At 62.0% G+C, this 23,398-nt stretch carries 21 protein-coding genes and 1 riboswitch; of the genes, 14 read left to right on the top strand and 7 right to left on the bottom strand.

Annotation, left to right across the window (positions count from 1 at the left end; translation table 11 throughout):
* Window positions 1-22 precede the first annotated feature (22 nt).
* Window positions 23-1,612 (bottom strand): ABC transporter transmembrane domain-containing protein, encoded by a 1,590-nt coding sequence (locus tag E4M07_RS13480; protein ID WP_136658863.1) that lies wholly within the window; start codon window positions 1,610-1,612, stop codon window positions 23-25.
* Between the two features lies 1 nt (window position 1,613).
* On the bottom strand, window positions 1,614-2,672 hold the full coding sequence (locus E4M07_RS13475) for a hypothetical protein (RefSeq protein ID WP_206057246.1): 1,059 nt from the start codon (window positions 2,670-2,672) through the stop codon (window positions 1,614-1,616).
* Between the two features lie 304 nt (window positions 2,673-2,976).
* On the opposite strand from E4M07_RS13475, the gene E4M07_RS13470 reads away from it, so the two are divergent.
* The 5 genes from E4M07_RS13470 (at window position 2,977) to E4M07_RS13450 (ending at window position 6,537) form a co-directional block, all read left to right on the top strand.
* Entirely contained in the window at window positions 2,977-3,504 is a 528-nt protein-coding gene (locus E4M07_RS13470; RefSeq protein ID WP_136658862.1) for a flavodoxin domain-containing protein, read from the top strand.
* Between the two features lie 142 nt (window positions 3,505-3,646).
* Window positions 3,647-4,003 carry a GntR family transcriptional regulator gene (locus E4M07_RS13465; RefSeq protein ID WP_136658861.1) on the top strand — a complete coding sequence of 119 codons (357 nt, stop codon included), beginning with the start codon at window positions 3,647-3,649 and terminating at the stop codon, window positions 4,001-4,003.
* Window positions 4,000-4,872 (top strand): ABC transporter ATP-binding protein, encoded by an 873-nt coding sequence (locus E4M07_RS13460; protein WP_136658860.1) that lies wholly within the window; start codon window positions 4,000-4,002, stop codon window positions 4,870-4,872. The genes E4M07_RS13465 and E4M07_RS13460 overlap by 4 nt, the downstream gene beginning before the upstream one ends.
* On the top strand, window positions 4,872-5,759 hold the full coding sequence (locus tag E4M07_RS13455) for a hypothetical protein (RefSeq protein WP_136658859.1): 888 nt from the start codon (window positions 4,872-4,874) through the stop codon (window positions 5,757-5,759). Before E4M07_RS13460 ends, E4M07_RS13455 begins: the two co-directional genes overlap by 1 nt.
* 154 nt (window positions 5,760-5,913) lie before the next feature.
* Window positions 5,914-6,537, top strand: a complete 624-nt coding sequence (locus E4M07_RS13450) for a class I SAM-dependent methyltransferase (protein WP_136658858.1) — start codon at window positions 5,914-5,916, stop codon at window positions 6,535-6,537.
* Between the two features lie 10 nt (window positions 6,538-6,547).
* Here the strand turns inward: E4M07_RS13450 and E4M07_RS13445 are convergent, their stop codons facing one another.
* Window positions 6,548-7,297, bottom strand: coding sequence for a DUF2306 domain-containing protein (locus E4M07_RS13445; protein ID WP_136658857.1), 750 nt, complete (start codon window positions 7,295-7,297; stop codon window positions 6,548-6,550).
* Window positions 7,298-7,316: 19 nt separating this feature from the next.
* Window positions 7,317-8,138 (bottom strand): DUF1194 domain-containing protein, encoded by an 822-nt coding sequence (locus tag E4M07_RS13440; protein ID WP_246660446.1) that lies wholly within the window; start codon window positions 8,136-8,138, stop codon window positions 7,317-7,319.
* Between the two features lie 223 nt (window positions 8,139-8,361).
* Here E4M07_RS13440 and E4M07_RS13435 point away from each other — a divergent pair, with 223 nt between their 5' ends.
* Window positions 8,362-8,766 carry a VOC family protein gene (locus E4M07_RS13435; RefSeq protein WP_136658856.1) on the top strand — a complete coding sequence of 135 codons (405 nt, stop codon included), beginning with the start codon at window positions 8,362-8,364 and terminating at the stop codon, window positions 8,764-8,766.
* A gap of 34 nt (window positions 8,767-8,800) precedes the next feature.
* Here E4M07_RS13435 and E4M07_RS13430 read toward each other — a convergent pair whose 3' ends face one another.
* Entirely contained in the window at window positions 8,801-9,859 is a 1,059-nt protein-coding gene (locus E4M07_RS13430; RefSeq protein WP_169054212.1) for a phospholipase D-like domain-containing protein, read from the bottom strand.
* Between the two features lie 161 nt (window positions 9,860-10,020).
* Window positions 10,021-10,941: a hydrogen peroxide-inducible genes activator gene (locus E4M07_RS13425; protein WP_136658854.1), complete on the bottom strand. Its 921-nt coding sequence runs from the start codon at window positions 10,939-10,941 to the stop codon at window positions 10,021-10,023.
* 308 nt (window positions 10,942-11,249) lie between these two features.
* On the opposite strand from E4M07_RS13425, the gene E4M07_RS13420 reads away from it, so the two are divergent.
* The 3 genes from E4M07_RS13420 to E4M07_RS13410 all read left to right on the top strand — a co-directional run bounded on the left by E4M07_RS13420 (window position 11,250) and on the right by E4M07_RS13410 (window position 13,404).
* Window positions 11,250-12,197, top strand: a complete 948-nt coding sequence (locus E4M07_RS13420) for a sodium-dependent bicarbonate transport family permease (RefSeq protein ID WP_136658853.1) — start codon at window positions 11,250-11,252, stop codon at window positions 12,195-12,197.
* Window positions 12,198-12,199: 2 nt separating this feature from the next.
* Window positions 12,200-12,526 (top strand): hypothetical protein, encoded by a 327-nt coding sequence (locus E4M07_RS13415; RefSeq protein WP_136658852.1) that lies wholly within the window; start codon window positions 12,200-12,202, stop codon window positions 12,524-12,526.
* Between the two features lie 125 nt (window positions 12,527-12,651).
* A complete protein-coding gene (locus E4M07_RS13410; RefSeq protein WP_136658851.1) occupies window positions 12,652-13,404 on the top strand; it encodes a DUF533 domain-containing protein in 753 nt (250 codons plus the stop codon).
* 124 nt (window positions 13,405-13,528) lie between these two features.
* Here the strand turns inward: E4M07_RS13410 and E4M07_RS13405 are convergent, their stop codons facing one another.
* Window positions 13,529-16,657: a hypothetical protein gene (locus tag E4M07_RS13405; RefSeq protein ID WP_136658850.1), complete on the bottom strand. Its 3,129-nt coding sequence runs from the start codon at window positions 16,655-16,657 to the stop codon at window positions 13,529-13,531.
* A gap of 137 nt (window positions 16,658-16,794) precedes the next feature.
* Window positions 16,795-16,915, top strand: a riboswitch (TPP riboswitch).
* 76 nt (window positions 16,916-16,991) lie between these two features.
* On the opposite strand from E4M07_RS13405, the gene thiC reads away from it, so the two are divergent.
* From thiC to E4M07_RS13380, 5 genes are all read left to right on the top strand, one after another.
* Window positions 16,992-18,794, top strand: a complete 1,803-nt coding sequence (gene thiC / locus E4M07_RS13400; protein ID WP_136658849.1) for a phosphomethylpyrimidine synthase ThiC — start codon at window positions 16,992-16,994, stop codon at window positions 18,792-18,794.
* A 126-nt stretch (window positions 18,795-18,920) separates the two neighbouring features.
* Window positions 18,921-19,628 carry a purine-nucleoside phosphorylase gene (gene deoD / locus E4M07_RS13395; protein WP_136658848.1) on the top strand — a complete coding sequence of 236 codons (708 nt, stop codon included), beginning with the start codon at window positions 18,921-18,923 and terminating at the stop codon, window positions 19,626-19,628.
* Between the two features lie 375 nt (window positions 19,629-20,003).
* On the top strand, window positions 20,004-20,831 hold the full coding sequence (locus E4M07_RS13390; RefSeq protein ID WP_136658847.1) for a cytochrome c oxidase subunit II: 828 nt from the start codon (window positions 20,004-20,006) through the stop codon (window positions 20,829-20,831).
* An 81-nt stretch (window positions 20,832-20,912) separates the two neighbouring features.
* Complete coding sequence (gene ctaD / locus E4M07_RS13385; protein WP_136658846.1) at window positions 20,913-22,694, top strand: cytochrome c oxidase subunit I; 1,782 nt, start codon at window positions 20,913-20,915, stop codon at window positions 22,692-22,694.
* Window positions 22,691-23,395: a cytochrome c oxidase subunit 3 gene (locus E4M07_RS13380; RefSeq protein ID WP_136659199.1), complete on the top strand. Its 705-nt coding sequence runs from the start codon at window positions 22,691-22,693 to the stop codon at window positions 23,393-23,395. The genes ctaD and E4M07_RS13380 overlap by 4 nt, the downstream gene beginning before the upstream one ends.
* The last annotated feature ends 3 nt before the right edge of the window (window positions 23,396-23,398 follow it).

Below are 23,398 nucleotides of genomic sequence, written 5' to 3'. Positions count from 1 at the left end.
AAAAACTGCGACCGCGAGCCGTTCAGGCTGCCCGCGGCGGCGATAGTGCGAGATCGACGGTCCTGAACCGGCGCCTGAGCGCAACCGGCATTCGGGTGGCGACGATGACGGTCGCCTTGTTGAGCCTCAATTCGTCCAGAAACGCGTCGAACATCTGTTCCTGCGCAATCAGTTCTGCGTCCGCGACAACGACAACGGCACTGCGCCGCAGCACGGCGCGGGCGGCGCGGAGCGCTGCCGACGGCACGCCCGGCCCCATATCCCCCTCGCCGACGGCCATCGCCTCATGCTCGGGCGACAATCCGAAGCGGGAAAAAACACGGCGGCGTTCCGTTTCATCGATGCCGGCGCGCGCGCCCAGCCGACCGTTGGCGCTAACGCTCGCCCTGATCAGCGGAAGGTCGGGCGACACCACGCTTACATCACGCCACCAGTTCCGCGCCCGCAATTCGGTGGCGTCGCGACCGTCAAGAAAGACGGTCCCGGCAGGTGTTCGTTTCAGCCGGGCAAGCTTCAACACCAGATCGGCCGCCTCGTCGGCTGCAAGCCCGTCAAGGGCCACGGCTTCTCCGGCCCCGGCCAGGAACGTCACCGGCCTTGCGCCCGGATCCAACGGAAGGCTTCGCACCTCAACCGACTTTCCTCCACTTTGCCTGACTATCCTTTGGCCGGCATCCGGATCGATGGCCGGCACATCCATCACGGATTGAAGGCGTGCGAGCGCCACCTTGTGCGCCAGGCGATACTCCAGGCCGAGTGCGACGGCGCCGAGATGGGTCGCCATCAGTCCCGCCATCACGACAAGCACGCCAAGCGATACGGCATCGACCAGCCCGGTTTCGAATACCAGGCGACCGGCGATGGCGGACAGGACAACGGCGGGAAAGATCAGATCGCCGCTGGAGCGCAGGAATCCCGAATAAGTCGCTCGCCCGACAAGAGCGGCATTCAGGCGCCAAGATTTCTTTTCGATCCCACGCACCGTCGCGCCGTGGCGGCCGAACCCCAACAGGGTCAGGCGCGCGCCGAGCACAGTGGCCGCACGCGCGGCAATGCGACCGCGCTGGCGGCGGCTCTCGCGAATTGTACGCTCGAGCGGTTTGAGGCACAGCGCGACGGGAATGCACCAAACGGCGAAGGCAATGGCGAGCGCGATCGCCAGTGCCGGCTGGTAGACGGCAAGCATCGCGGCAACGGCCGATAGGGTGGCGGCGGCGACGACGATGGACACAAGGCCGCCGGCGAGCCAGAGCTTGATCGCGGAAAGGTCGTTGACCACGCGGGTCATGACCAGACCCTGGCGCATCTGCCGCGAGTCCGCCGGGATGCGGATCACATGGCTCATGAACGCCACGCGCAGCTCGGTCACATAGCCGAGCGCGAAGGCTTCTGCGAAACGGCGCTGAAGCACGCGCATGAGAATGAGTGCGAATGTCGCCGCAACAACGGCCCCGACCAGCCACAGGCGGTCAGACGGGTCGCCGGCATCGGTCAGGGCACGGCTGCCGGCGACCGCAATCGCAAGTGCCGCGCCCGCCTGCACGAACCCGATGCAGGCGAGACCCGACAGCTGCAGCAGCCGCCGCCGGGTCCAAAGGACGGGAATGGCCATCTTACTGGCCCGCCGCCGTTTCAAACCGCCCGCCCGCGAGAGCCGCCCAGTCGGCGACTGCTTCCGGATGGGTCAGTTCGTCGAGACAGAAAACCGGGAAACCCGAGGCCCTGGCCGCCTCCCGGCTTGCGAGCGGCGAACGGGTCAGCGCACCGGAGATCCCGAGAAGCCGGTGCCCCATCCGCGCAAGATCGGCCGCGCCAGATACCGCGCCCATCGCGTCGCCGGCCGCAAAGAACGTTCCCGTCAGGATCGTGCGCAAATCCTCCATGCCGGCAAGAATGGCGGTCTCTTCCTGGAAAAGACCGTCGGCAACTTCTATGACGGCAACAGAACACCCGCGGCTTCCGAGCGCCCGAAGCAGATTTTCAGCACCATCCAGGATCGTCTCGGGATCGACATTAAATGTGCTGGGGAAACCGGCGTCGGTGAAATCGAGAACCTCGGCGGCGCCGTAGTCGCGCATCAGCCAGGGATCGCCGCCGGCGGCAGTGCCGGTGATCTTCGCCGCGCCGACCCGGTAGCCGGCGTCGGCAAAACCCTTGACCAGGGTTGCCGCCGTGACCGTCTTGCCGGCATTCATCGAAGTGCCGAATACCGCGAAGATCGCGTCCGGCAACGGTCCGGGAACGTGCGTGAGTGCAAAGTCGGCAATGTTGAGCGGCTCATGGCGGGCACATCCCAGGAGACCGATCGGCTCTATTTCGGTCGGTCCCGACATGCGGTCGTGCCAGCTCTCGGCGCGCGCGGCAACGCCGCCGGCGGCAACCAGATGGCAGGGACCGAGATCGCCGGGCACATAGGCCTCGTACTGGTCGGGCGCATACCGATCACCGTAAGCAACGATGATCTCGTCCCCGGGATTCATCATGGCACGGCGACCGTTGGGAAGCTCAATCCTCTTGTGCGACCCGAGACCGGTCACCCGCGCGAGCACGAGATCGCCTGCCCTCGGCTTGCGCACATCGCCGATCAGCGTCTTTATCTCATCCAGCGGCACACGGCGGCTGGAATAGGCCTGCTTGGCCCGGTTAACGACATTCCTGTCCAGTATCTGCATGGGTCCACCTTTCTGTTCTAGACCAGCCGCTCATCGGCGACATGGGGGAAACGGAAGGCGGCGAGACTTATTCCTGCGTCTTCGCGGAAAAATCGACTTCGATGCATCGGGAGCGCCGGCGACCACAAGGATTGCGGGGTTTTCGGACCGGTAATCACATAGGGTTACACGAAATGCCGGTGCGTGAGTCCAGCGCCGCTGCATTGACTGCGGTTGATCTAACGCAATGCGGCCGATGCGCCCCCGCGGTAGCGTCTACCGGCCACGATGAGGGCCGCGAGTCCGGGCAGCAAGGAGGCGAACCATGCGAATATTGCTCATTTACGGCACGACCGAGGGACAGACACGAAAGATCGCCGAATTCTGTGCCGATCGGCTCGAGGATGCCGGACATGAAGTGGATATGTGCGACAGCCGCAGACGCATGCCGGATCTCGACATACCCTCCTATGATGCGGCGATCCTCGCCGGTTCCGTCCACCAGAAGGCCCATCAGGAGACGCTGGTCAATTTCGCGGTCGCGCATCGCGCGCAGTTGAAGGAACTTCCGAGCCTGCTGATCTCGGTCAGCCTGTCGATCGCCTTTGAAAACGGAGAGGAAGAGGCCAGGCGATACGTGGACCGCTTTATCGAGGACACGGGGTTCGAGCCCCGTTCGATCGTGCTCGTCGCCGGCGCGCTGAAATACGACCAGTACGACTACTACATGAACCAGATCGTCGAGCATGTGGTACTGGAAAACCGGGCTCCGATCGCCGAGGACCGGGAATTCACCGACTGGGACGCACTTGGCGCGGAACTGGATGCATTCGCCGCATCCTTTGCCCGCTGAGACAGGCCGATTTTCAGCTTCTGACATTCATCGCAATCCATGTGCTTCCCGACGAGGGATAGGCTTCTGTCAACAATTCAGCCATGACGCTTGTAATTGTGTTTTGGTGTGTTATACAACTAGCACACTACGACGGTGAAGCATGACACACTGGAACGAATCACAACCGATATTCCTGCAGATCCGGCAGCGGCTCATCGAGATGATCCTGCGCGGCACAATCCCGGAAGGGGGCGCTTTGCCGTCGGTCCGGCAGATCGCCGTGGACCTTTCGGTCAATCCGCTGACGGTGACAAAGGCGTACCAGTCGCTGGTCGAACTGGATGTGGTTGAAAAAAGACGGGGGCTGGGAATGTACGTGGCCGACAAGGCACGCGCGAAACTGCTTGCTCACGAAAGGGCCAAGTTCCTTACCGAGGACTGGCCGCGGATCCGGGCACAGATCGAAGCGCTGGAACTGGATATCGGGGACCTGCTTGACAAGGGGAAAGACAAATGACGTCCGAGGCACAGGCAATTGCGAGCGCCCGCGGCCTGACCAAGCGTTTCGGGCGAAAGACCGTGCTGCGCGGCATCGATTTCACAATCCCCTCGGGCCGCATCTACGGCCTGGTGGGACACAACGGCGCCGGCAAGACCACGACGCTGAATGCGCTGCTCGGCCTGACGGATTGCGAAGGGCAGATCGAAGTCCTCGGCATCGATCCGTTCAAAAACCGCGCCAGGCTGATGAACGACGTTGCTTTTGTTTCCGACGTCGCCAGCCTGCCCCGTTTCCTCAAGGTGCGCGAACTCCTGGACCTTGTTGCCGACATCCATCCGAAATTCGACCGGTCTCGGGCCGTGTCGTTTCTCGAGGGTACGGACGTGATGCCGGACCTGAAGATCAAGACACTGTCGAAAGGCATGATCGCACAGCTCCACCTGGCTGTCGTTATGGCGATCGACGCGCGCCTCCTGGTGCTCGACGAGCCGACGCTCGGCCTCGACATCCTCTATCGCAAGCGGTTCTACAAGCGGCTTATCGAGGATTATATGACGGAGCACCGCACGCTGCTGATCACCACCCACCAGGTGGACGAGATCGAATCCCTGCTCACCGATGTCATGTTCATGCGCGAAGGCCGCGTCATTCTCGATGCGCCGACGGAGGATATCGGGCACCAGTTCGCCCAGGTGATCGTCGCAAAGGACAAGACATCGGAAGCGGAAGCATTGATGCCGATCTATTCCGAAACGCGGTTCGGACAGACGGTCATGGTTTTCGAAAACATTCCACCCGACAAACTCAACCCGCTGGGTGACGTGTCGACACCGAGCCTGTCCGATCTTTTTGTCGCGCTTATGCAGCGCGAGGGAGAAGCGTAATGCGCGCCATGACCGCCCTGATCAAACGCGAATATTTCGAACACCGTGGTGCGTTCCTCTACGCGCCGAGTATCTTGCTGGCCGTTGTCGCCGTCATCGTCCTGTTCGCCATCCTCACCGGTGACGACACGCTTGATCTTCCGGCCACCGAAATTCCGTCCAGCGGGATCCTCTATCAGATCGCCATCGGCGGCTCCTTCCTGCTGTGGTCGGCCTATCTCCTGATCGTGCTGTACTTTTACTACGCAGACAGCTTTTCCGCCGATCGTCGCAACAATGCGCTGCTGTTCTGGAAATCGATGCCGCAAAGCGATCTCAAGGTCTTGGCCGCCAAGGCGCTCGCGGGTGTGACGGTCTTCCTTTGGCTGATCGTCTTGTTCGCTCTGCTGACCGCCGTTTTCGTCTATGCCGCGATGCTGCTGATTTCCGCGCAGCATTCGATCATCGGCGCACCGGGTCTGGCTGATGCGGTCTGGAGCCTTGTGCAGATGGGCGTGGTGGGCGCCGTCTACCTGTTCCTCAACCTCTTGTGGTACGCGCCCTTGTTCGCCTGGGTCGCCGGGCTTTCAGTCCTGTTCCGGCGGTGGAGCATCCCGCTTTCCCTCCTGATCCCCGGTACTGTTGTCATGCTGGAATACCTGAACAGCATCCGCGGTTCCGGACATGGCCGGCCGATCGCCGACTATCTTTCGCGGCGGTTCGACGGAGCGACAGACGAGGAGGACGCAGTCGCGATACTGATCGGCCGCGCCGACGGCGGCCCCATCGAGCTCTTGTGGCTCATTCTTCGCGACATGGACTGGCCGCAGATGGCGATCGGGCTGATCTTCGCCGCTGTCGTCGTCTATCTCGCAAGCGAGTACCGCAGGCGCCGGATCGACGCCTGAGGACACTGCGTTCTGCGCCTGTTTACATGCCGGCCAAAGCACCGGCAAAGGGACCGCCATGCCTTGTACAGACCAGTTCGGGAGATAGGCCGGATCCTGAAACCCGGCGGCAGACCACAAAGCCAAACCGAAACACCCAATGATGAGGACCATCATGCCTGACGAAACACTCTTCTGGGACAACCTCGCGGACCGGTATGCGCAAAAACCCATCAAGGACATCGCGACCTATAATCACACCATGGACCGGACCAGGACTTACCTGTCCAAAAGGGACCGGGTGCTGGAGATCGGTTGCGGCAGCGGCTCGACGGCGCTTCTCCTGTCGGATGACGTCAACCACATCACCGCGACGGATCTTTCGTCGCGAATGATCGCCATCGGAAAGAACAAGGCCGGCGAACAGAACAACCAGAATGTCGGCTTCATGCAAGCAACGGTGTATGACGACCGGCTGAAACCCGGCTCCTACGACGTGATCCTCGCGTTCAATATCCTGCATCTGCTTGAGGATGTGCCGGCGGCGATCCGCAGGATCAACGGACTCGTGAAGCCGGGCGGGCTGTTCATTTCGAAAACACCCTGCCTGAAGCAGATGGGTATCCTTCCACACCTGCTGATCCCGGCCCTGCGCCTGTTCGGACGCGCCCCGTTCGTCCAGTACCTGCACGGAGACACGCTCGAGGAGATGGTCGGCGCGGAGGGATTCGAGATTGTCGAGGCGGCGGATCATCCGCCCGCCCGGCCGAACCGTTTCATCGTTGCGCGCAAGAAATAAAGCCGGCGGGCTACTCCGCGGCAGCCGGCTGCACCGCTACCGACGGCCGAAGCCGGAAATAGATCTCAAGGCCGACCAGGTAAGGAACGTAGAATGCGAAGAGCTGGAACAGGTCGAACGGCCCGGTGAAGCCGGGTTCCGTCCAGAGCCCGCCCGTCGCCAGGTGCCAGAGCTGGTAGTGGACGCGGTAAATCCAGGACCCGATGGCAAGCACGAACATGCGCAGGGCCCAGCGCCGGTGCCGCTCAAAGTCACGCGCGCGGGCGAAGCGGACAGCCTGGATCGCCGCGGCAAGTACGCAAAGACCATAGCCGGCGAAGGCAAAATCCATCAGCGGTCCGCCGATGGTCTGGCGCAGCCAGATGTAGGCAACGCCGATGGTCTGGCGCAGCCAGATGTAGGCAAGCCCACCGACCGCGGTCAGGACCGCCGTGCAGCAGACGACGTAGCCGATGAGCCGGTGAACGAACGGCAGGCGCCGGCGCAGGACCGTCAGCAGCTGCAGCGGTGCCAGCAGCGTGATGACCGCACCGGCCACCATGTGACCGAACATGGCTGGGTTGGAGACCGTCCCATCCGTTCGATAAAGGTGCGTTACGCGCGACAGGTCCGAAACCAGGCCGCCGAAACCGAAGTGCAGCGCATGCAGGACAAACGGGGCAGACAGCAAAACCAGCGCGCCGACGGCCAGAAACTGCAGCACGGCCGGCCATTTGCGGCGACCATCCCGCGTCGCGTCTTCCTGCAGGTATGGAGCCATATCGCGCGCCCTGTTCCGCCTACGGTCCGATGAACCGCTGCCAGATCCTCTCACCGATCAGACAGTCATAGCCGGATTCCGTCTCCCCTCTGTACTGGGCTTTCAGGATCGGCATCGCATCGGCGCCTGCCAGTTCCAGAACCAGCTTTCTGCGCACCGCCTCCGGGAACTCGTCCCACTCGGTGACCGGGATCACGAAGGACCCGGGACCGCCGATGACGCAGTTGTGGTAGTAGGCGTCGAGGTCTTCCAGATGAAACCGCGCGCCGAGGCCTTCGCGGGTCATCAATGGAAGGCCGTTGATGATCATGCCACGGGCCAGGGCATCGTCCCTCGCGCCGGTGACCGGAGGCCCCTCATTGTTGGGACCGTCACCGGAAATGTCGATGACGCGACGCAGGGCCGTGAAATTGTTGTCGTCGATCTTGTTCGCGGCATAGGTGATCGCGCTGGAAATCGAAGTCCGGCGGAGAACCCCATCGAAATTGGCGGTGATCTGATTAGCAAAGGCGGCAAGGTCCGCTTCATTCTCGATGATCTGCCAGTCGACGACGACGCGCTGCCAGTAGACCCCGCCCCACTCGACATAGGTCAGTGCGATCTTGCCGATAAGGCCGTTCTTGATGGCCTTTGCAACGGATTCGCTGTTGAGCGCCTCGGCATAGCCGCGACGCTGGATCTGGAGTTCCCTTTCCGTCATCGAACGGGAGACATCCACGGCCAGCACCAGTTCGACGTCAACCTCGATCGTCTCGCCTGTCTGAGCCGCAGAATCGGGCGGCGCGGCGACCCCAAGCAACAAGGTCATTGCCAATGCCGTCGCGATTTTCGTCTGCTTCATGCGTTTTCAGCCCTGTTGCCCGACAGGCGGGCGCAGCCCGCTCTTTCAATGCGCCTCGGTCGCCATTGTTGCACATTTTTCGTTCCGGCGGCGCGCAATTCCGCCCAGCCCGAAGCATTGTGATCAGGCGCTCCACCGTCTTGACACAGATAGCGTCCGACAGTGTAATTCAAGGCCGGGCCGCGATGACGCCGGCCTTGCAAATCCCTGACAGGAGCCACCCTTGCCTCTTTCGAGACTCGATCACGTCAATATCATCACGTCCAATCTGGACGAGATGGTTTCCTGGTACACGGATGTCCTCGGAATGGTCGACGGTGAGCGACCGCCCTTTCCTTTTCCCGGTGCCTGGCTCTATGCCGGCGACGATGCACTGGTCCACCTCGTCGGATCGGCATCGGAACGGAAATCGATCGAGCCGAAAATCGAGCATTTCGCCATCAGCGCGTCGGGCCTTTCCGAGTTCGTCGCCCGACTGGAGGATCGCGGCATCGAATTCGGTTTGAACACCGTGCCCGATTTTCCGGTTGTCCAGGTCAACGTATTCGATTGCGACGGCAACCACATCCATGTCGATTTCCCCATAGCCGAATTGGACGAGGAACTGGCAAAACGCCTGCGCGGCTAGGCCGAAGCGCCTGCGCTCGCCGATCAGGACCGCGCTAACCGAAATCGTCGATGATCCTGTCGATCTCCTTGCGGGCGGCCTTGGCCAGCTTGCCTTGCGCCTTGCGGATTGCCTGGTCCGTTTCAAACAGCTCGCCGACGATGACGATGTTCTCGTCGTTCGACCGGTTGGCCGGCTTTGTGTAGTTGAAACTGCCGAAAATCGAGAGCTGGTCGTCTATCGCCATCATCTTGTGGTGAACCTTGCCGAGGCCGCCCGTGCCGCCGGCGACAGCGATCTCTATGCCGGCATTCTTCAAGGCGTCCTTTGCCGCCCAGGTCTGGTTGGCCTGGCGGCGGTCGAGCACACCGCGCACGGCGATGCCGCGCGCATGAGCGGCAATCAGCGCATCGTCGATTCCCGAGGACTGGGCGAAGGTGAAAGCGGCGAAATCGATCCTCTTTTGGGCCTTCAGGATCTGTTTCATGATTTCCATCTCGGGGCCATGATCCGGCGCGAAGCACGGTTTTACGCGGATGCCGGCCACCGACACCTCTCGCGGGCTATCGTCACGGCCGATGCTCTCGCGTCCGAAGCGGCCCTTCTTGATTTCGCTGAACTCGTTCTTGAACGCGTTGGCCACCTTGGCGTCATGGATGACGATGACGTGGTTGAGGTTCTTGGTCACGCCCGTCGTCGTGAAATTCGTCGAGCCGGTCAGCACGGAATTCCCGAGGATCATGAACTTCTGGTGAAAGATGTTGGGGTTGAAATCGATTTTGACATCCGCCGTCGAACGCAGGATCGCGTTGAACAGGTTCCGGTTGATCTCGTGCGGGCCGTCCGGCTCGTATGCCTCGTCAAGGCTGTCCGGGCGCCCCTTTCCAAGCAGATAGCTCTGCTCGACGACGAGATCGACATTGACGCCCCGCAGGCGCGCCTTGATGATCGCGTCGGCGATTTGCTTGTTGTCGACTTCCTGGACGGCGATCATGAGGTTTTGCCTGCTTTTCGCCCGGCCAATGAAATCCACGATCGGCGCTACCAGCGAATCGGCTGCTCCGTGCTCCTGCGGCCCCATATGCAGTTCGATATTTCCCACTGTAATCGGCACGGCCGTTCCCCCTGTTGAAGTCGTTTCATTCCGGACAGCGCGCAGCGTCCGGAAACCGGATGCGATCGACGGGCGTCGGCGTTCCCGCTTCAGACCCTGTGCGATCATATCACCGCCATGTGGGAACATGTGTGAGATAGACTACAATCGTGTGGTTGCGATCACCGCGTAACCGTGACGTCCGGCAGCTTGCGCTCGGCCGTGGTGCGAATGAGATCGGCAATCTCCTTGAATAGCGTGGCATGCACCGACCGCTTGCGCCAGGCAAGGCCCATCTGCCTGAAAAGGTTGGGTATATTGAGATCAAGAATAGCGATCTCGCTGCGGCCATCGATTTCGGAACGGACATAGAGCGCCGGGAGGAATGCAAGCCCAACGCCCATGCCGGCCATCAGCCGCAGCGTATCGAGGCTGGTTCCCTCGTAGTCACGCAGCAGCGTTGCGTCGAAGTCCTCGCATAGCCGGCTCACCTGCTCGTGCAGATGGTGTCCCTTCTCGATCGCAAGGATACTCTGACCCGCGAGGTCCGAACTCAGAATGCGCTGTCTGGAGGCCAGGGGATGATCGGGCGCGGCGACGACCATCAGCGGCTCCCGGAACAGTCGCTCGACCTCCAGATCCCCGTGCGCGATGGGCATCGGCGATATGACAAGGTCGAAGCCGCCGGCCTGGAGCTGGCCCTGCAGCTCGGCCGGCTTGCCCTCGCGCACATAGAGCCGCAAGCCGGGATATTTGCTATGCAGGTCCGGAACGATGTGCGGCAGGAGATAGGGTCCGAGTGTCGGCGGCACGCCGAGGCGGATCGTGCCGTCGAAGCCGTGTTGCGAGGACGCAGCAAGGTCGACAATGTCCTGGACTTCGGAAAGCACGCGCCGGGCCCGTTCGGCGATCTCGCGGCCGAGCGGCGTCAGCGTGACACGCGCCGCACCGCGCTCGACCAGCGGTGCCCGCAGCTTCTTTTCCAGTTCCTGGATCTGCGCGCTGAGCGTCGGCTGCGTGACGTTGACCCGTTCCGCGGCCCGCCGGAAATGCAGTTCCTCGGAAAGCGCCACCAGATAATGCAGTTGCCTGAGCGTCGTCATAGGTTTCCCGTTCCCATGCCCGGTGGATCCGTTGCGCCGGGAAAGCAAGGCCCGCCCGTTCCATCGCCATCGAACCACGTGGTTCTTGATAGCTAAAATCTATCAATTTCTTCGAAAGTAACAATTTGGCACGTTGGGGTGAAATGTTCAATGTCGCGCCGCAACATACCGACCGGAGCGATCCATGCCCATCCATGACCGTTTTCCCGGCAGGTGCGCCGCTTTCAACGCGCACGCCTGCGAGGACAAGCCTGACCGCCTGAAAACCGCCCGTTCTCCGTCGGGCGAAATCCGCTCGGGACGCTGACGTGGAAAGCCTGCTCTCGCCCGTCATCCTGTTTTTCGTGCTCGGCGCCCTCGCTGCCTTCGCCCGTTCCGACCTCGCCTTTCCCGAACCGATATCCAAGGCGCTGTCGCTCTACCTGATGTGCGCGATCGGCCTCAAGGGCGGCATCCTGGTAGCCGGCAACGGCTTTACCAGCGATCTGCTGCTCGCCGCGGTCGCCGGTCTGGCGCTGAGCTGTCTCATTCCGGTCGGCACCTTCTTCGTCCTGCGCGGTTTCGGCCAGCTCGATGCCACAAATGCGGCGGCGGTGGCCGCCCACTACGGATCCGTCAGCGTGGTGACGTTCATTGCCGGCAACCAGATCCTGACCGATTCAGGCCTTCCGCCGGCCGGTTACATGATCGCTGTGCTGGCCTTGATGGAAACACCCGCGATCATCGTTGGACTAATCCTCGCCCGCGGCGGCACGGGCCTGAAATTCCAGTCGGGCAACGAACTCCTGCGCGAGACCGTGCTGAATGGTTCGGTGGTTCTGCTCACCGGAAGTTTCATTATCGGCCTGGTTATCGGCAAGGACGGGTTCGCGCCCGTCGCACCGGTGTTCGAAACCGGCTTCAACGGCCTGCTTTGCCTCTTTCTGCTCGACATGGGACTGCTCGCGGCGCGGCGTATCCGCCTGGCGCGCAATCTGACTGCGCGCCTCGTGCTGCTGGCCATCGTCTTTCCGGTCGTCAACGGGACGATCGGCTGCCTGGTCGGCGCCGCCATCGGCCTCGATGTGGGCACCACGACCGCACTGGCGATCCTGGCGGCCAGCGCATCCTACATTGCGGTGCCGGCCGCCATGCGGCTGGCGCTGCCGGAGGCGGATGCGGGCCTTTACCTGTCGCTGTCGCTGGCGGTGACGTTTCCGTTCAACATCACGATCGGCATACCGATCTACACGTCTCTGGCAAAGTTGATGGTGTGAAAATGGTGATCAAATCGCACTGCAAGAAGATCGAAATCCTCGTCGACGCGCCGCTGTGGCGGCGGGTGCGCGACCAGGCAATGGAGGTGTCCTCGGACGGCTATACGCTGCAGCCGACGCTTGGCGGAGAAGGCGCGCGCGGCCGCTGGTTCGACGATCAGGTAACCGGCGGCGCCGGCAGCAAAGTGGTCTTCACAACCGTTCTTGACGAAGAGGCCGCGGCCCGGTTCCTCGACGCGCTGGAGCCGCTGCTCGAAGCCTATGGGCTGATGGTGACCGTCACCGATGTCGAGGTGGTCAGAGCGCAGTCCGCATCGAAGCCTGACTGAAGTTTTCTGTATCCGATAGATTTTTTCGATTGAAGCCGCGATCCTTATCAATTGGCAATCCGGGTGGACCTGCATCACCTCAATGGTGTGAACGCAATGTTGTTGGGCGAACCGGAGAACAATTCATGAGCATAAACCAGCTTCTTGGTCAGTTTCTCGGCGGAAACGCCGCCGGACAGAACGGGACGCAGTCAAGAAGCCCTATTTCGGAGTTTATCAACCCTGCGGGGCTTGGCGGCGGGCTGGCGGCAGGCGGGCTGCTCGGACTGGTCGCCGGCAACAGGAAAATGCGGAAGAAGGTCGGAAAGATCGCCGGCACGGCGGTCGGCATCGGCGGCGCCGCGGCGCTCGCCGCGATCACGTTCCGGGCGTTTCACAACTGGCAGAGCAATGCCGGAAACAGGATCGAGGTGAAGGGCGACGCCGCCAACACCCCCGGGTGGCTGGACACGCACACGGCGGGCATGCCTTCCCTCGCCCAGTTCAATCCAGAAACAGGCGCCGCGGCCGACGGGCAGCCCTTCCAGCGCGCACTCATCAAGGCGATCATCACGGCTGCCAATGCCGGCGGTCATATCGATGCCGACGAACGCCGCACGATCCGGGATGCGATAACAAGGATGCAGCTCGATACCGAGTCCAACATGCTGATTTTCGACACCCTGAACGATCCGCCCGATGTCGAGGAAATCGCCGGCTATGCCAGCGGCCTGGAGCAGGCCAGCGAAATCTACCTGGTGTCGCGGCTGGTTCTCGACCCGGACAACCCGGCCGATGTCGCTTATCTGAAAAAACTGGTGCACGGGCTGTCGCTGCCGCGAGACCTGGTGATGCACCTGGAGAACGAGCTTCGCATTCCGGCGTCGGAGGCCGCCTGACCACATATTGTCGGTCTACTCCCCTCATCCGCTTGAGGTTTCCGATGCCAGGGCGGCCGGCTGTGACCGGTCGCCCCTTTTTCATTGCGGCCTGATTTGCACGGCGCCGGACTCGAATGGCGCCTTAGCCGAATTCCAGCGGCGGAACCGGACAGGAAGCAGATTCTGCTTTTTCCTCTTTCGTGAAATATTCGTAGATCGCCTTCGTCACATCGACCGCCCTGTCGCCGACAAGACTGCGCAGTTTCCGCTCGAACGGATCGAGCGCCACTTCCTTGATGATGTCCTTGGCGCTGGTGTTCTGCAGTTCTTCGACGGCAGCCAGCATCTTGGCCTCGGCATCCGGATCGGTGCCGGCAATCAGGTCACTCATATGTCCAAGCGGTTTCGAAATCTGGCCGGTGGTCCGCTCGACAACGTTGAGGCCGGAGTTGATGATGTCGGCCGGCAGATCGATCACCTGGCCAACCGGCCCGAGTGCGGATATCACCTTGTCCTTGAATATGCCGCGCAGCTTTTCTGAGCTGCCGGTGGTTCTGGCCTCGTTGATCGCGTCACGCAACTCGCGGGCGCTGTCGACATACCCCTTGATCTCGTCGACCGTATCGCTCTTGATCCCGAGTTCATCGGTGATCGCCTTGACCTTCTCGCCGATTTCCATGGTTTTTTCGGCCCAGTCCTGCCAACCGTCAGCGCCGTTTTCCGTTCCCAGCGATGCGGCGCCGGCGACAACGGCCTCCTGGGCGATTTTCGAAAGCTGCTCGGCGACGTCCCTCGCCGCATCCGGATCGGACATCAGGTCCGGCGTGGCGCTGATCCGGTCACGAAGGGCCTCGAGATCATCGCTGCTCGTGGAGCCGGCGTGCCGACTGAGCAGATCGATATAGTCCTGCATCTGCTCGAGCCGTTCCGCCCGTTGCCGCTCCGCCCTGCGTTCCTCCCGCCTGTCGGCAAGCATTTGCTCGAATTCGTCCAGATAGGCGCCAAGGCCATCGTCCGCTTCGCCCGCGGAAACCGGTGAAGCCAGGCCGCATCCGGCGGCGGGATCGAAAAACGGGTCAAGCAGCCCGGATGCCACATCGATCACGTCGTCGGCGGCCGCCTCTTCGTCCCGGGAACGCTTTCCGGGATTGCGTTCCGTCGATTGCACAGACCAGCGCCTTGTCCCGGGGTCCACCCGAAGCGTTCCGCCGCAGCCGCCAATGATGCCGCCGCCCGGCGCCGGTTTCCTGAAGAGCACTCTTTCACCTGAATAACAGGCGCTCTGCGCATCCGATTCGGCAAAGGTACAGCCGAGAACGCCAAGGCCGATACACTGATCGCACCGGAAATCGACTTTGTCGCACCAGGGTGTGCCCACGTCGCTTTTCTCCGCGCCATCCGGGACCGACACCGCGGTATCGACCGCGTCGATCAAGCTGTCACCCTCGGGAGTCGGGCGCTCACCCATCAGGCTGTAGAGTTCGCTCCGAGCGAGAGCGAGACTGCCGTCTCTTTCGAATACGAGGTCCTTGTAACGGGGTTCGCGGTCCGCAAGTTCCTCGGAAAGCGCCCGGATCGCATCGAGGTTGGCGTTGGCAGCAGCGACCAGGTCGTTGTAGGGCGCATAAACCTCTTCATTTGCGCGGTTTAGGGCTTCGTTGTAGGCATTTGCCGCCGCATTGGCCGTATCCGCCATCGCCTGCAGTTCGGGCACCCTTGCGTTCACCAAATCGACATTTGCGTTGAAGGCGTCGAGGCGTGCGTTGAAGCCCTCAATGGCTTCCGACGATGGATTGCCGCCCAACGCATCGCGGGCGGCCTGAAGCTCGTTGCGCTCAACATCAAGTGCTTCAAGGCGGGCCTGATGCTCGGTCTGGGCGGTATCGAACCGTGCTGCGAGCCGGGCAGCTTCGTCGCTCAGTTTCATGAGGTCCGGGCGTTCAGGAAGGGCCGCAGCCGCTGCCTCTGCTTCCGATTTCATCACATTCAGCGCCGATAGCTGCTCATCATGGTGCTGGCGACGGGCAAGCCGTTCCCGATAGGCCGGATCCGCCTGCAGTGCGGCCTGCTCCGCCTCCGCCTCGCGATTGGCCAGTGCCGCTTGCCGGATCAGTATTCTTGCCCTCAAGGACCGGTCCACGCCGACCGGATTGAAATCCTGCGCATACGGCACTTCGGCGGTCCTGCGCGCCGCCTCCACCCAATCCCGCTCCGTCTTTCCGGTATTCATATCAGTTTGTCCGGCAGCAATACGGGCGAGCATCAACTGAGTTTCAAACAGCATCCGGGTCATGAATGGCGTGGTCCGTTCGATGCCGGCGATTTCTTCATTCAGGCTTTCGCCGAGTGCCCGGATCTCAGCGTTGATGACTTTGAGCCGCTCAGCCAGCCGGGCAGCGTCCGGATTTGTCTCGGACCGGTCGGGCAGCGCCGCGAGTTGATCCTGGATACCGGCAAATTCCGCCTGCAATTCGCGTTCCCGCTCGGTGGCGCGCTGCTGCGCTTCGCCGAAGGCAGCGGCCGCCCTTGCGCCGCGGGTTTCGAGATCGGACAGGCGCCGTTGAAGGTCAGCCTCGACAGCAAGAAGCAGATCCGCTTCGAACCGGCCCGTGTCGTGAAGCGTCCTTGCCAGCCACGCGGCCGCCAACCCGTCGGCTGGATCGGCATCGGCTGCGCGGGCAAAGAAATAGGCCGCCTCGCGAAACGCATTGCGCCTGTGGGCAATCAGGCCAAGTTCGAACCAGTTGCTTTCCCCGGAAAGGCCCGAGAACCAGATGCGTTGGTTTTCGCTCGTGGCATCAAAATAACCGGCTTCGAACCGTTCCGTCAGTGTTGCATCGCCAAGGTCCGAGGCCGTTATTCCGCCACCGAGCGTTGCTATGCCGTTTGCGGGACCGGTGGCCTTCGCGGTCGCAACGACCCGATCCCGATAGGAAAGCGTCGCATCGTGTTCGCGCTTTTCGCCCTCCCGGGGCCAGGCCAAGCGCGGATCGAACAGGCGAATATGAACCAGACCACGGTCGTTGAGCATGGATGTGCCTATCAGAACCTGCGATCCGACCGAGAGGGTCCAATCCCGTTCGTCGTAAAATTCCGCTTCTTCATCGGCATCAAGCCAAACCGACGCATAACCGGCCGTCCCCGGCACTCCCTCTTCCAATGCGGCAAAATCCAGTGTGAGAGCCAGTAATTCGGCCGCAGCAATCGGTTTTGCCACAAGCAGAAAGGCAATCAAGAGCGGCAAAGCCGCACGAAATGGTCTTGTCAGCATTTTGTCCCCCGGCTTTTTATTCGAGCCTAGCCGCAAAACATGGCAACGGCAAAATACGGGAGGCTGCGTGACGGCTTCCTTGGAACAAGACAGATCTGCGCCTTGACAGGCCCGCGGCACAGCGATCTTAATAGGGGCCTTGATACCTGGGGAGCTCCGGCAAGGAGCTGAGAGGCCGCTGGTGCTTCGGCACGGCGCGGCGACCCGTCGAACCTGATCCAGTTAACGCTGGCGTAGGGATGGTACAGCCGCTGCAGGGCCGCTTCAGGCCCGAAGTGTCCTTTCGTATCCCACAAGCCGTGCCGAAACTTGGATCCCCAAAAGGGAGATTCAAATGAACGCCATCACACCCACCGTCACCCGGGGCCCCCTGCCCGCATCCCGAAAGATCCACAAGCCCGGAAGCCTCCACCCGGACATTCGCGTGCCCATGCGCGAGATCGCCCTGCATCCGACGGCGGGCGAGCCGCCGGTGACCGTCTATGACAGTTCCGGTCCCTACACCGACCCCGACGCCGTAACCGACATTGCGGCCGGCCTGCCGCGCCTGCGCGAGACCTGGATCCTTGCCCGCGGCGACGTCGAGGCTTACGGCGGCCGGCATGTGAAGCCTGAGGATAACGGTTTTGCGAGCGGCGACCGGCTGACACCGGAGTTTCCGCTCCGCCATCAGCCCCTGCGCGCGTCAGGCGGAACGGCCGTTACCCAGCTTGCCTATGCCCGTGCCGGCATCGTCACGCCAGAAATGGAATTCATCGCCATCCGCGAGAATCTCGGGCGCGCGCAGATCAAAGAGAGGATCAGTCGTGACGGCGAGAGTTTCGGCGCCGCAATTCCGGATTTCGTCACGCCGGAATTCGTGCGCGACGAAGTGGCCAGTGGACGCGCCATCATCCCGGCCAACATCAATCACCCGGAATCCGAGCCGATGATCATCGGCCGCAATTTCCTGGTCAAGATCAACGCCAATATCGGCAACTCGGCCGTCACCTCGTCGATGGCAAACGAGGTCGACAAGATGGTGTGGGCAATCCGCTGGGGCGGCGACACGGTGATGGACCTTTCCACCGGCCGTAACATCCACAATATCCGCGAGTGGATCATCCGAAATTCGCCGGTGCCGATCGGCACCGTGCCCATCTACCAGGCCCTGGAGAAGGTGGGCGGCATCGCCGAGGACCTTACCTGGGAGGTGTTCCGCGACACGCTGGTCGAGCAGGCGGAACAGGGCGTCGACTATTTCACCATCCACGCGGGCGTACGGCTGCACTTTGTGCCGCTGACGGCGGACCGCACGACGGGCATCGTCTCGCGCGGCGGATCGATCATGGCCAAGTGGTGCCTGCATCACCACAAGGAGAGCTTCCTCTACGAGCATTTCGCCGACATCTGCGACATCTGTCGCGCCTATGACGTCGCCTTCTCGCTCGGCGACGGGCTGCGGCCAGGCTCCATCGCCGATGCCAACGACGCGGCGCAGTTCGCCGAGCTCGAGACGCTGGGCGAACTGACGAAGATCGCCTGGGAGAAGGACTGCCAGGTGATGATCGAGGGGCCGGGCCATGTGCCGATGCACAAGATCAAGGCCAATATGGACAAGCAGCTTGCCACCTGCGGCGAGGCGCCCTTCTACACGCTCGGGCCGCTGACCACCGACATCGCGCCGGGCTACGACCACATCACCTCGGGCATCGGCGCGGCGATGATCGGCTGGTTCGGCACCGCCATGCTGTGCTACGTCACGCCCAAGGAGCATCTCGGCCTGCCCGACCGCGACGACGTGAAGACCGGCGTCATCACCTACAAGATCGCGGCCCATGCCGCCGATCTCGCCAAGGGCCATCCGGCCGCGCAGATCCGCGACGACGCGTTGTCGCGGGCGCGTTTCGAATTCCGCTGGGAGGACCAGTTCAACCTGGCGCTCGATCCGGAAACGGCCCGCGACTTCCACGACCAGACGCTGCCGAAGGAGGCGCACAAGGTGGCGCATTTCTGTTCCATGTGCGGTCCGAAATTCTGCTCCATGCGCATCTCCCACGACATCCGTGCCGAGGCGCAGAAGGAAGGCATGGCCGCCATGGCCGAGAAATTCCGGGAGGGCGGCGACCTCTACGTGCCGATTGAACCCGAAAGCTAACGCGGTCGGTGCCGGCCCGCCGGCCGGGCCGGATGCATCGCGGCGTGTTGCGCTCAGCGGGACGATTTGAACGCAGCACGCCGCAGCGGTTATAGTCGCGGGTGGACGCTTTGAGGGGAGCACGCCATGACACCGCATATTGAGGCCCAGAAAGGCGACTATGCCGAGATCGTCCTGCTGCCGGGCGATCCGCTGCGGGCGCAGTGGATCGCCGAGAACTTTTTCGAAAGCCCGCGCCAGGTCAATGGCGTGCGCAACTGCCTCGGCTTCACCGGCAAATGGCAGGGCACGCCCGTCAGCGTCCAGGCGACCGGCATGGGTCAGCCATCGACCGCCATCTATGTGCATGAGCTACTCAATGTCTATGAGGCCAAGACGCTCGTCAGGGTCGGCACCTGCGGCGGCCTGACGACCAAGGTCAAGGTGCGCGACATTATACTGGGGTCCGCGGCATCCACCGACAGCGCCAAAAACACCCCGGTGTTCGCGCCCTATACCTTCGCGCCGGCGGCGGATTTCGAACTGCTGAAAGCGGCCGACGACTATGCCATTGCCCAGATGCTGGAATATCATGTGGGCGGGCTGGTGTCCTCCGACACGTTCTATCTCGAGGATCCGGCAAATTCCTATGCGACCCTCGCCAGGCACGGCGTTCTTGCCGTCGAGATGGAGGCGTCGACGCTCTACACGCTGGCCGCCCGCTACGGCGCGCGGGCGCTGGCCATCTGCACGGTATCGGACTGTCTGGTGACCGGTGAGGAGATGGAACCGGAGGACCGCCAGTCCACCCTCGACACGATGGTTGAGATGGCGCTCACGGTCGCAACGCAGTAAGACCTCCGACAATCCGTCTCCCGCAAAGGTTGAATCAGCGCGTGCCGGTTGCTGGGCACATTGAAGCTCTCCGGCCGCGTCTGCCGGGCATGCGAATCTCTCCGCCCCGCGCTCTTCGATGTGGATAACCCACGCCCCATTACCTAGCCAGCGAACTATTTTTCGCCGCTGTCTTGACGGTTACGAAAACAACACTAAACTGAATTTAGTTCATATTTTCAAAGTCTTAAAACTTAACCGGGTTCATATTTCCGGTGATCAAATGTCAATCGCACGCACAATCTAGTCTTTCCGCGAAACTCTGTGCTAATATGCCGCACTTAGCGAAGAGGCCCTCAAATTGCGGCGATGCTGATGCCGTGGGGAGGAGGCAATATGGCCATCGCGCTGATACTCGTCGTCGTTGTCGTCGGGTCGATCATGTTCCATGTGCTCAGCCCGTGGTGGTGGACGCCGATTGCGTCCAACTGGGGCTATATCGACGACACCCTGATCATCACGTTCTGGATCACCGGCGTCGTTTTCACGCTCGTCATCTTATTCATGGCCTATTGCGTGCTGCGCTTTCGACACAAGGAAGGCCGCAAGGCCGCCTACGAACCCGAGAACAACAAGCTGGAATGGGCCCTGACGATCGTGACGGGCCTCGGCGTCGCGGCAATGCTGGCGCCCGGCCTCATCGTCTGGGCGCAGTTCGTCAGCGTGCCCGACGAGGCAACGGAGATCGAGGTACTTGCACAACAGTGGAGCTGGAACTTCCGGCTGCCCGGCGCCGACGGGAAACTTGGCCTTTCGGATAACCGGCTCATCGATGCCGACAATCCCCTCGGCGTCAACAGAAGCGACGCGGCCGGCCAGGACGATATCATCATCGAGGCGGACGACCTGCATCTGCCGATCGGCAAGCCGGTAAAAGTCCTGCTGCGTTCCGCCGACGTGCTGCACGATTTCTACGTTCCGGAGTTCCGCGCCAAGATGGACATGCTGCCCGGCATGGTGACCTATTTCTGGTTCACGCCGACACGCACGGGCGAATTCGAGATCCTGTGCGCTGAACTGTGCGGCGTCGGTCATCCGCATATGCGAGGCTTCGTCGTCATCGACACCGAAGAGGATTATCAGGAGTGGCTGCAGGAGCAGTCGACATTCGCACAGCTTTCGTCACCGACGAAACTAAGCGCCGCGGCAAGGCTGGAGGAGTAGCCGGCCGCAGACGCGCCTTTGCGAATGGGAAGCGATGGGGATCGACAGCTCGTCCCTATGCGTATTTGAAGGAGGGTACCTATGGCAGACGCCACGCCTCAAGCAGTCGACAATATACCGCCTGCGGAAGTCCCCGAGGTTGAGCTATACCACCCCAAGAGCTGGTGGACGAAATATGTCTTCTCACAGGATGCAAAGGTCATCGCGATCCAGTATTCCGGCACGGCGATCGCCATCGGGCTCGTCGCGCTTGTACTGTCCTGGCTGATCCGCCTGCAGCTCGGATTTCCGGGCACCTTCGATTTCATTACGCCCGAGGCCTATTACCAGTTCATCACCATGCACGGCATGATCATGGTGGTCTATCTGCTGACAGCACTGTTTCTCGGCGGCTTCGGCAACTATCTCATTCCGCTGATGGTCGGCGCGCGGGACATGGTGTTCCCTTACGTCAACATGCTCAGTTTCTGGGTCTACCTGCTGGCCGTGCTGGTTCTCGTCGCCAGCTTCTTTGCGCCCGGCGGGCCGACCGGCGCCGGCTGGACGCTCTATCCGCCACAGGCAATCACCTCCGGAACCCCGGGCGGCCAGCAGGCCGGCATCCTCCTGATGCTCGCATCGCTGATGCTGTTCATCGTCGGCTTCACCATGGGCGGCTTGAACTACGTGGTCACCGTGCTGCAGGCCCGCACGCGCGGCATGACCCTCATGCGCATGCCGCTAACGGTCTGGGGCATCTTTACCGCCACGGTCATGGCGCTGCTCGCCTTCCCTGCCCTATTCGTTGCCTGCGTCATGATGCTGTTCGACCGTCTGCTCGGCACCAGCTTCTTCATGCCGGCCCTCGTCGAATTTGGCGAACAGCTTGAATATGGCGGCGGCAGCCCGATTCTTTTCCAGCACCTGTTCTGGTTCTTCGGCCATCCGGAAGTCTACATCGTGGCGCTGCCGGCCTTCGGCATCGTCTCCGACCTGATCAGCACCCACGCGCGCAAGAACATTTTCGGCTATCGCATGATGGTGTGGGCGATCGTCGGCATCGGCGCGCTGAGCTTCATCGTCTGGGCACACCACATGTATGTCAGCGGCATGGACCCGTATTTCGGATTCTTCTTCGCCACCACGACACTGATCATCGCGGTGCCGACGGCCATCAAGGTCTATAACTGGGTGCTGACGCTTTGGCGCGGCGATATCCACCTGTCGCTGCCGATGCTGTTTGCCATAGGCTTCATCGTCACCTTCGTCAATGGCGGCCTGACGGGCCTGTTCCTCGGCAATGTGGTGGTCGACGTGCCGCTGTCGGATACGATGTTCGTCGTTGCCCACTTCCACATGGTCATGGGCGTCGCGCCGATCATGGTGATCTTCGGGGCGATCTATCACTGGTATCCGAAGATGACCGGGCGCATGCTCAACGAGGCGATGGGCCAATTCCACTTCTGGGTCACCTTTGTCGGCGCCTACGCGATCTTCTTCCCGATGCACTATGTCGGCCTTGTCGGTGTACCGCGCCGCTATCACGAACTCGGCGATGCGACATTCGTCACCGATTCGCTGCACTCCTTGAATGCATTTATCTCCGTGGCCGCGCTGATCGTCGGTTTCGCCCAGGTGGTCTTCATGTTCAACCTGTTCTGGAGCCTGCGCTACGGCAAGGAATCGGGCGGCAATCCGTGGCGGGCGACGACGCTCGAGTGGCAAACGCCGGAGACGCCGCCGATACACGGCAATTTCGGCAAGGACCTGCCGATCGTCTACCGCTGGGCCTATGACTACAGCGTCCCGGACGCGCCTGACGACTACCTGGCGCAGAACGATCCATGGCCGCAAAAAGCACCGGCAAGCGAGGCCGCTTCATGATCGCTGCCCTGATCTTCCTGGCCATTGTCGTGGCGATCGCCGGCTGGTGGCTGTCGCGCCAGCGGCTGTTCTCCAAGCCCTGGCTGGAGACCGGGAATGCGGGCCTTGCGCCCGGGACAGAGGCAATCAATCAGCCGGCCTCGAAGGTCGGCCTCGGTGTTTTTCTCGCGGTGGTCGGCGCCTTGTTCGCCCTGTTCTTCAGCGCCTATTTCATGCGCATGGAGTTTCCCGACTGGCGCACGCTCGCCATGCCGCGCATCGTCTGGTTCAACACCGGCGCACTTGTGCTGAGCAGTATCGCGCTTCAGATGGCGGTCGTCGCGGCGCGGCGGGGACGCCTTCAGGCCCTGCGTCAGGACCTGCTTGCCGGCGCCGCGGCCGCGGTGATCTTTCTCGTCGGCCAGGTGCTTGCCTGGCGCGCGCTCGCCGAGCTCGGCTATTTCGCGACCTCGAACCCGGCCTACAGCTTCTTCGTGCTAATCACCGGGGTACACGGGCTGCATATGATCGGCGGCCTGATCGCCCTCGCCCGCACGGCGGTTCAGTCGGCGGGCGGCGAAGTGACGGAGCGTCTTCGCACCGGTACCGAACTGTGTGCGACCTATTGGCACTTCATGCTCCTTGTCTGGGTCATCATCGTCGCGCTTCTGGCCGGCTGGCTGAACGAATTCGCCGATATCTGCCGACAATTGCTTGTCTAGGAA

Origin of the sequence: Nitratireductor sp. XY-223 (genome assembly GCF_004959855.1) — a bacterium.
Taxonomy (GTDB): Bacteria; Pseudomonadota; Alphaproteobacteria; order Rhizobiales; family Rhizobiaceae; genus Hoeflea_A.
This window is presented reverse-complemented; position numbering and strand designations above follow the sequence as displayed.

What these genes read in the sequence shown, in the direction of transcription:
- E4M07_RS13410 (WP_136658851.1), top strand. Translation starts at nt 12,652, where the DNA reads ATGAGCATAAACCAGCTTCTTGGTCAGTTTCTCGGCGGAAACGCCGCC.
- deoD (WP_136658848.1), top strand. Translation starts at nt 18,921, where the DNA reads ATGACACCGCATATTGAGGCCCAGAAAGGCGACTATGCCGAGATCGTC.
- E4M07_RS13475 (WP_206057246.1), bottom strand. Translation starts at nt 2,672, where the DNA reads ATGCAGATACTGGACAGGAATGTCGTTAACCGGGCCAAGCAGGCCTAT.
- E4M07_RS13425 (WP_136658854.1), bottom strand. Translation starts at nt 10,941, where the DNA reads ATGACGACGCTCAGGCAACTGCATTATCTGGTGGCGCTTTCCGAGGAA.
- E4M07_RS13405 (WP_136658850.1), bottom strand. Translation starts at nt 16,657, where the DNA reads ATGCTGACAAGACCATTTCGTGCGGCTTTGCCGCTCTTGATTGCCTTT.
- E4M07_RS13415 (WP_136658852.1), top strand. Translation starts at nt 12,200, where the DNA reads ATGGTGATCAAATCGCACTGCAAGAAGATCGAAATCCTCGTCGACGCG.
- E4M07_RS13460 (WP_136658860.1), top strand. Translation starts at nt 4,000, where the DNA reads ATGACGTCCGAGGCACAGGCAATTGCGAGCGCCCGCGGCCTGACCAAG.
- E4M07_RS13445 (WP_136658857.1), bottom strand. Translation starts at nt 7,297, where the DNA reads ATGGCTCCATACCTGCAGGAAGACGCGACGCGGGATGGTCGCCGCAAA.
- E4M07_RS13440 (WP_246660446.1), bottom strand. Translation starts at nt 8,138, where the DNA reads ATGAAGCAGACGAAAATCGCGACGGCATTGGCAATGACCTTGTTGCTT.
- ctaD (WP_136658846.1), top strand. Translation starts at nt 20,913, where the DNA reads ATGGCAGACGCCACGCCTCAAGCAGTCGACAATATACCGCCTGCGGAA.
- E4M07_RS13390 (WP_136658847.1), top strand. Translation starts at nt 20,004, where the DNA reads ATGGCCATCGCGCTGATACTCGTCGTCGTTGTCGTCGGGTCGATCATG.
- E4M07_RS13450 (WP_136658858.1), top strand. Translation starts at nt 5,914, where the DNA reads ATGCCTGACGAAACACTCTTCTGGGACAACCTCGCGGACCGGTATGCG.
- E4M07_RS13455 (WP_136658859.1), top strand. Translation starts at nt 4,872, where the DNA reads ATGCGCGCCATGACCGCCCTGATCAAACGCGAATATTTCGAACACCGT.
- E4M07_RS13480 (WP_136658863.1), bottom strand. Translation starts at nt 1,612, where the DNA reads ATGGCCATTCCCGTCCTTTGGACCCGGCGGCGGCTGCTGCAGCTGTCG.
- E4M07_RS13380 (WP_136659199.1), top strand. Translation starts at nt 22,691, where the DNA reads ATGATCGCTGCCCTGATCTTCCTGGCCATTGTCGTGGCGATCGCCGGC.
- E4M07_RS13470 (WP_136658862.1), top strand. Translation starts at nt 2,977, where the DNA reads ATGCGAATATTGCTCATTTACGGCACGACCGAGGGACAGACACGAAAG.
- thiC (WP_136658849.1), top strand. Translation starts at nt 16,992, where the DNA reads ATGAACGCCATCACACCCACCGTCACCCGGGGCCCCCTGCCCGCATCC.
- E4M07_RS13465 (WP_136658861.1), top strand. Translation starts at nt 3,647, where the DNA reads ATGACACACTGGAACGAATCACAACCGATATTCCTGCAGATCCGGCAG.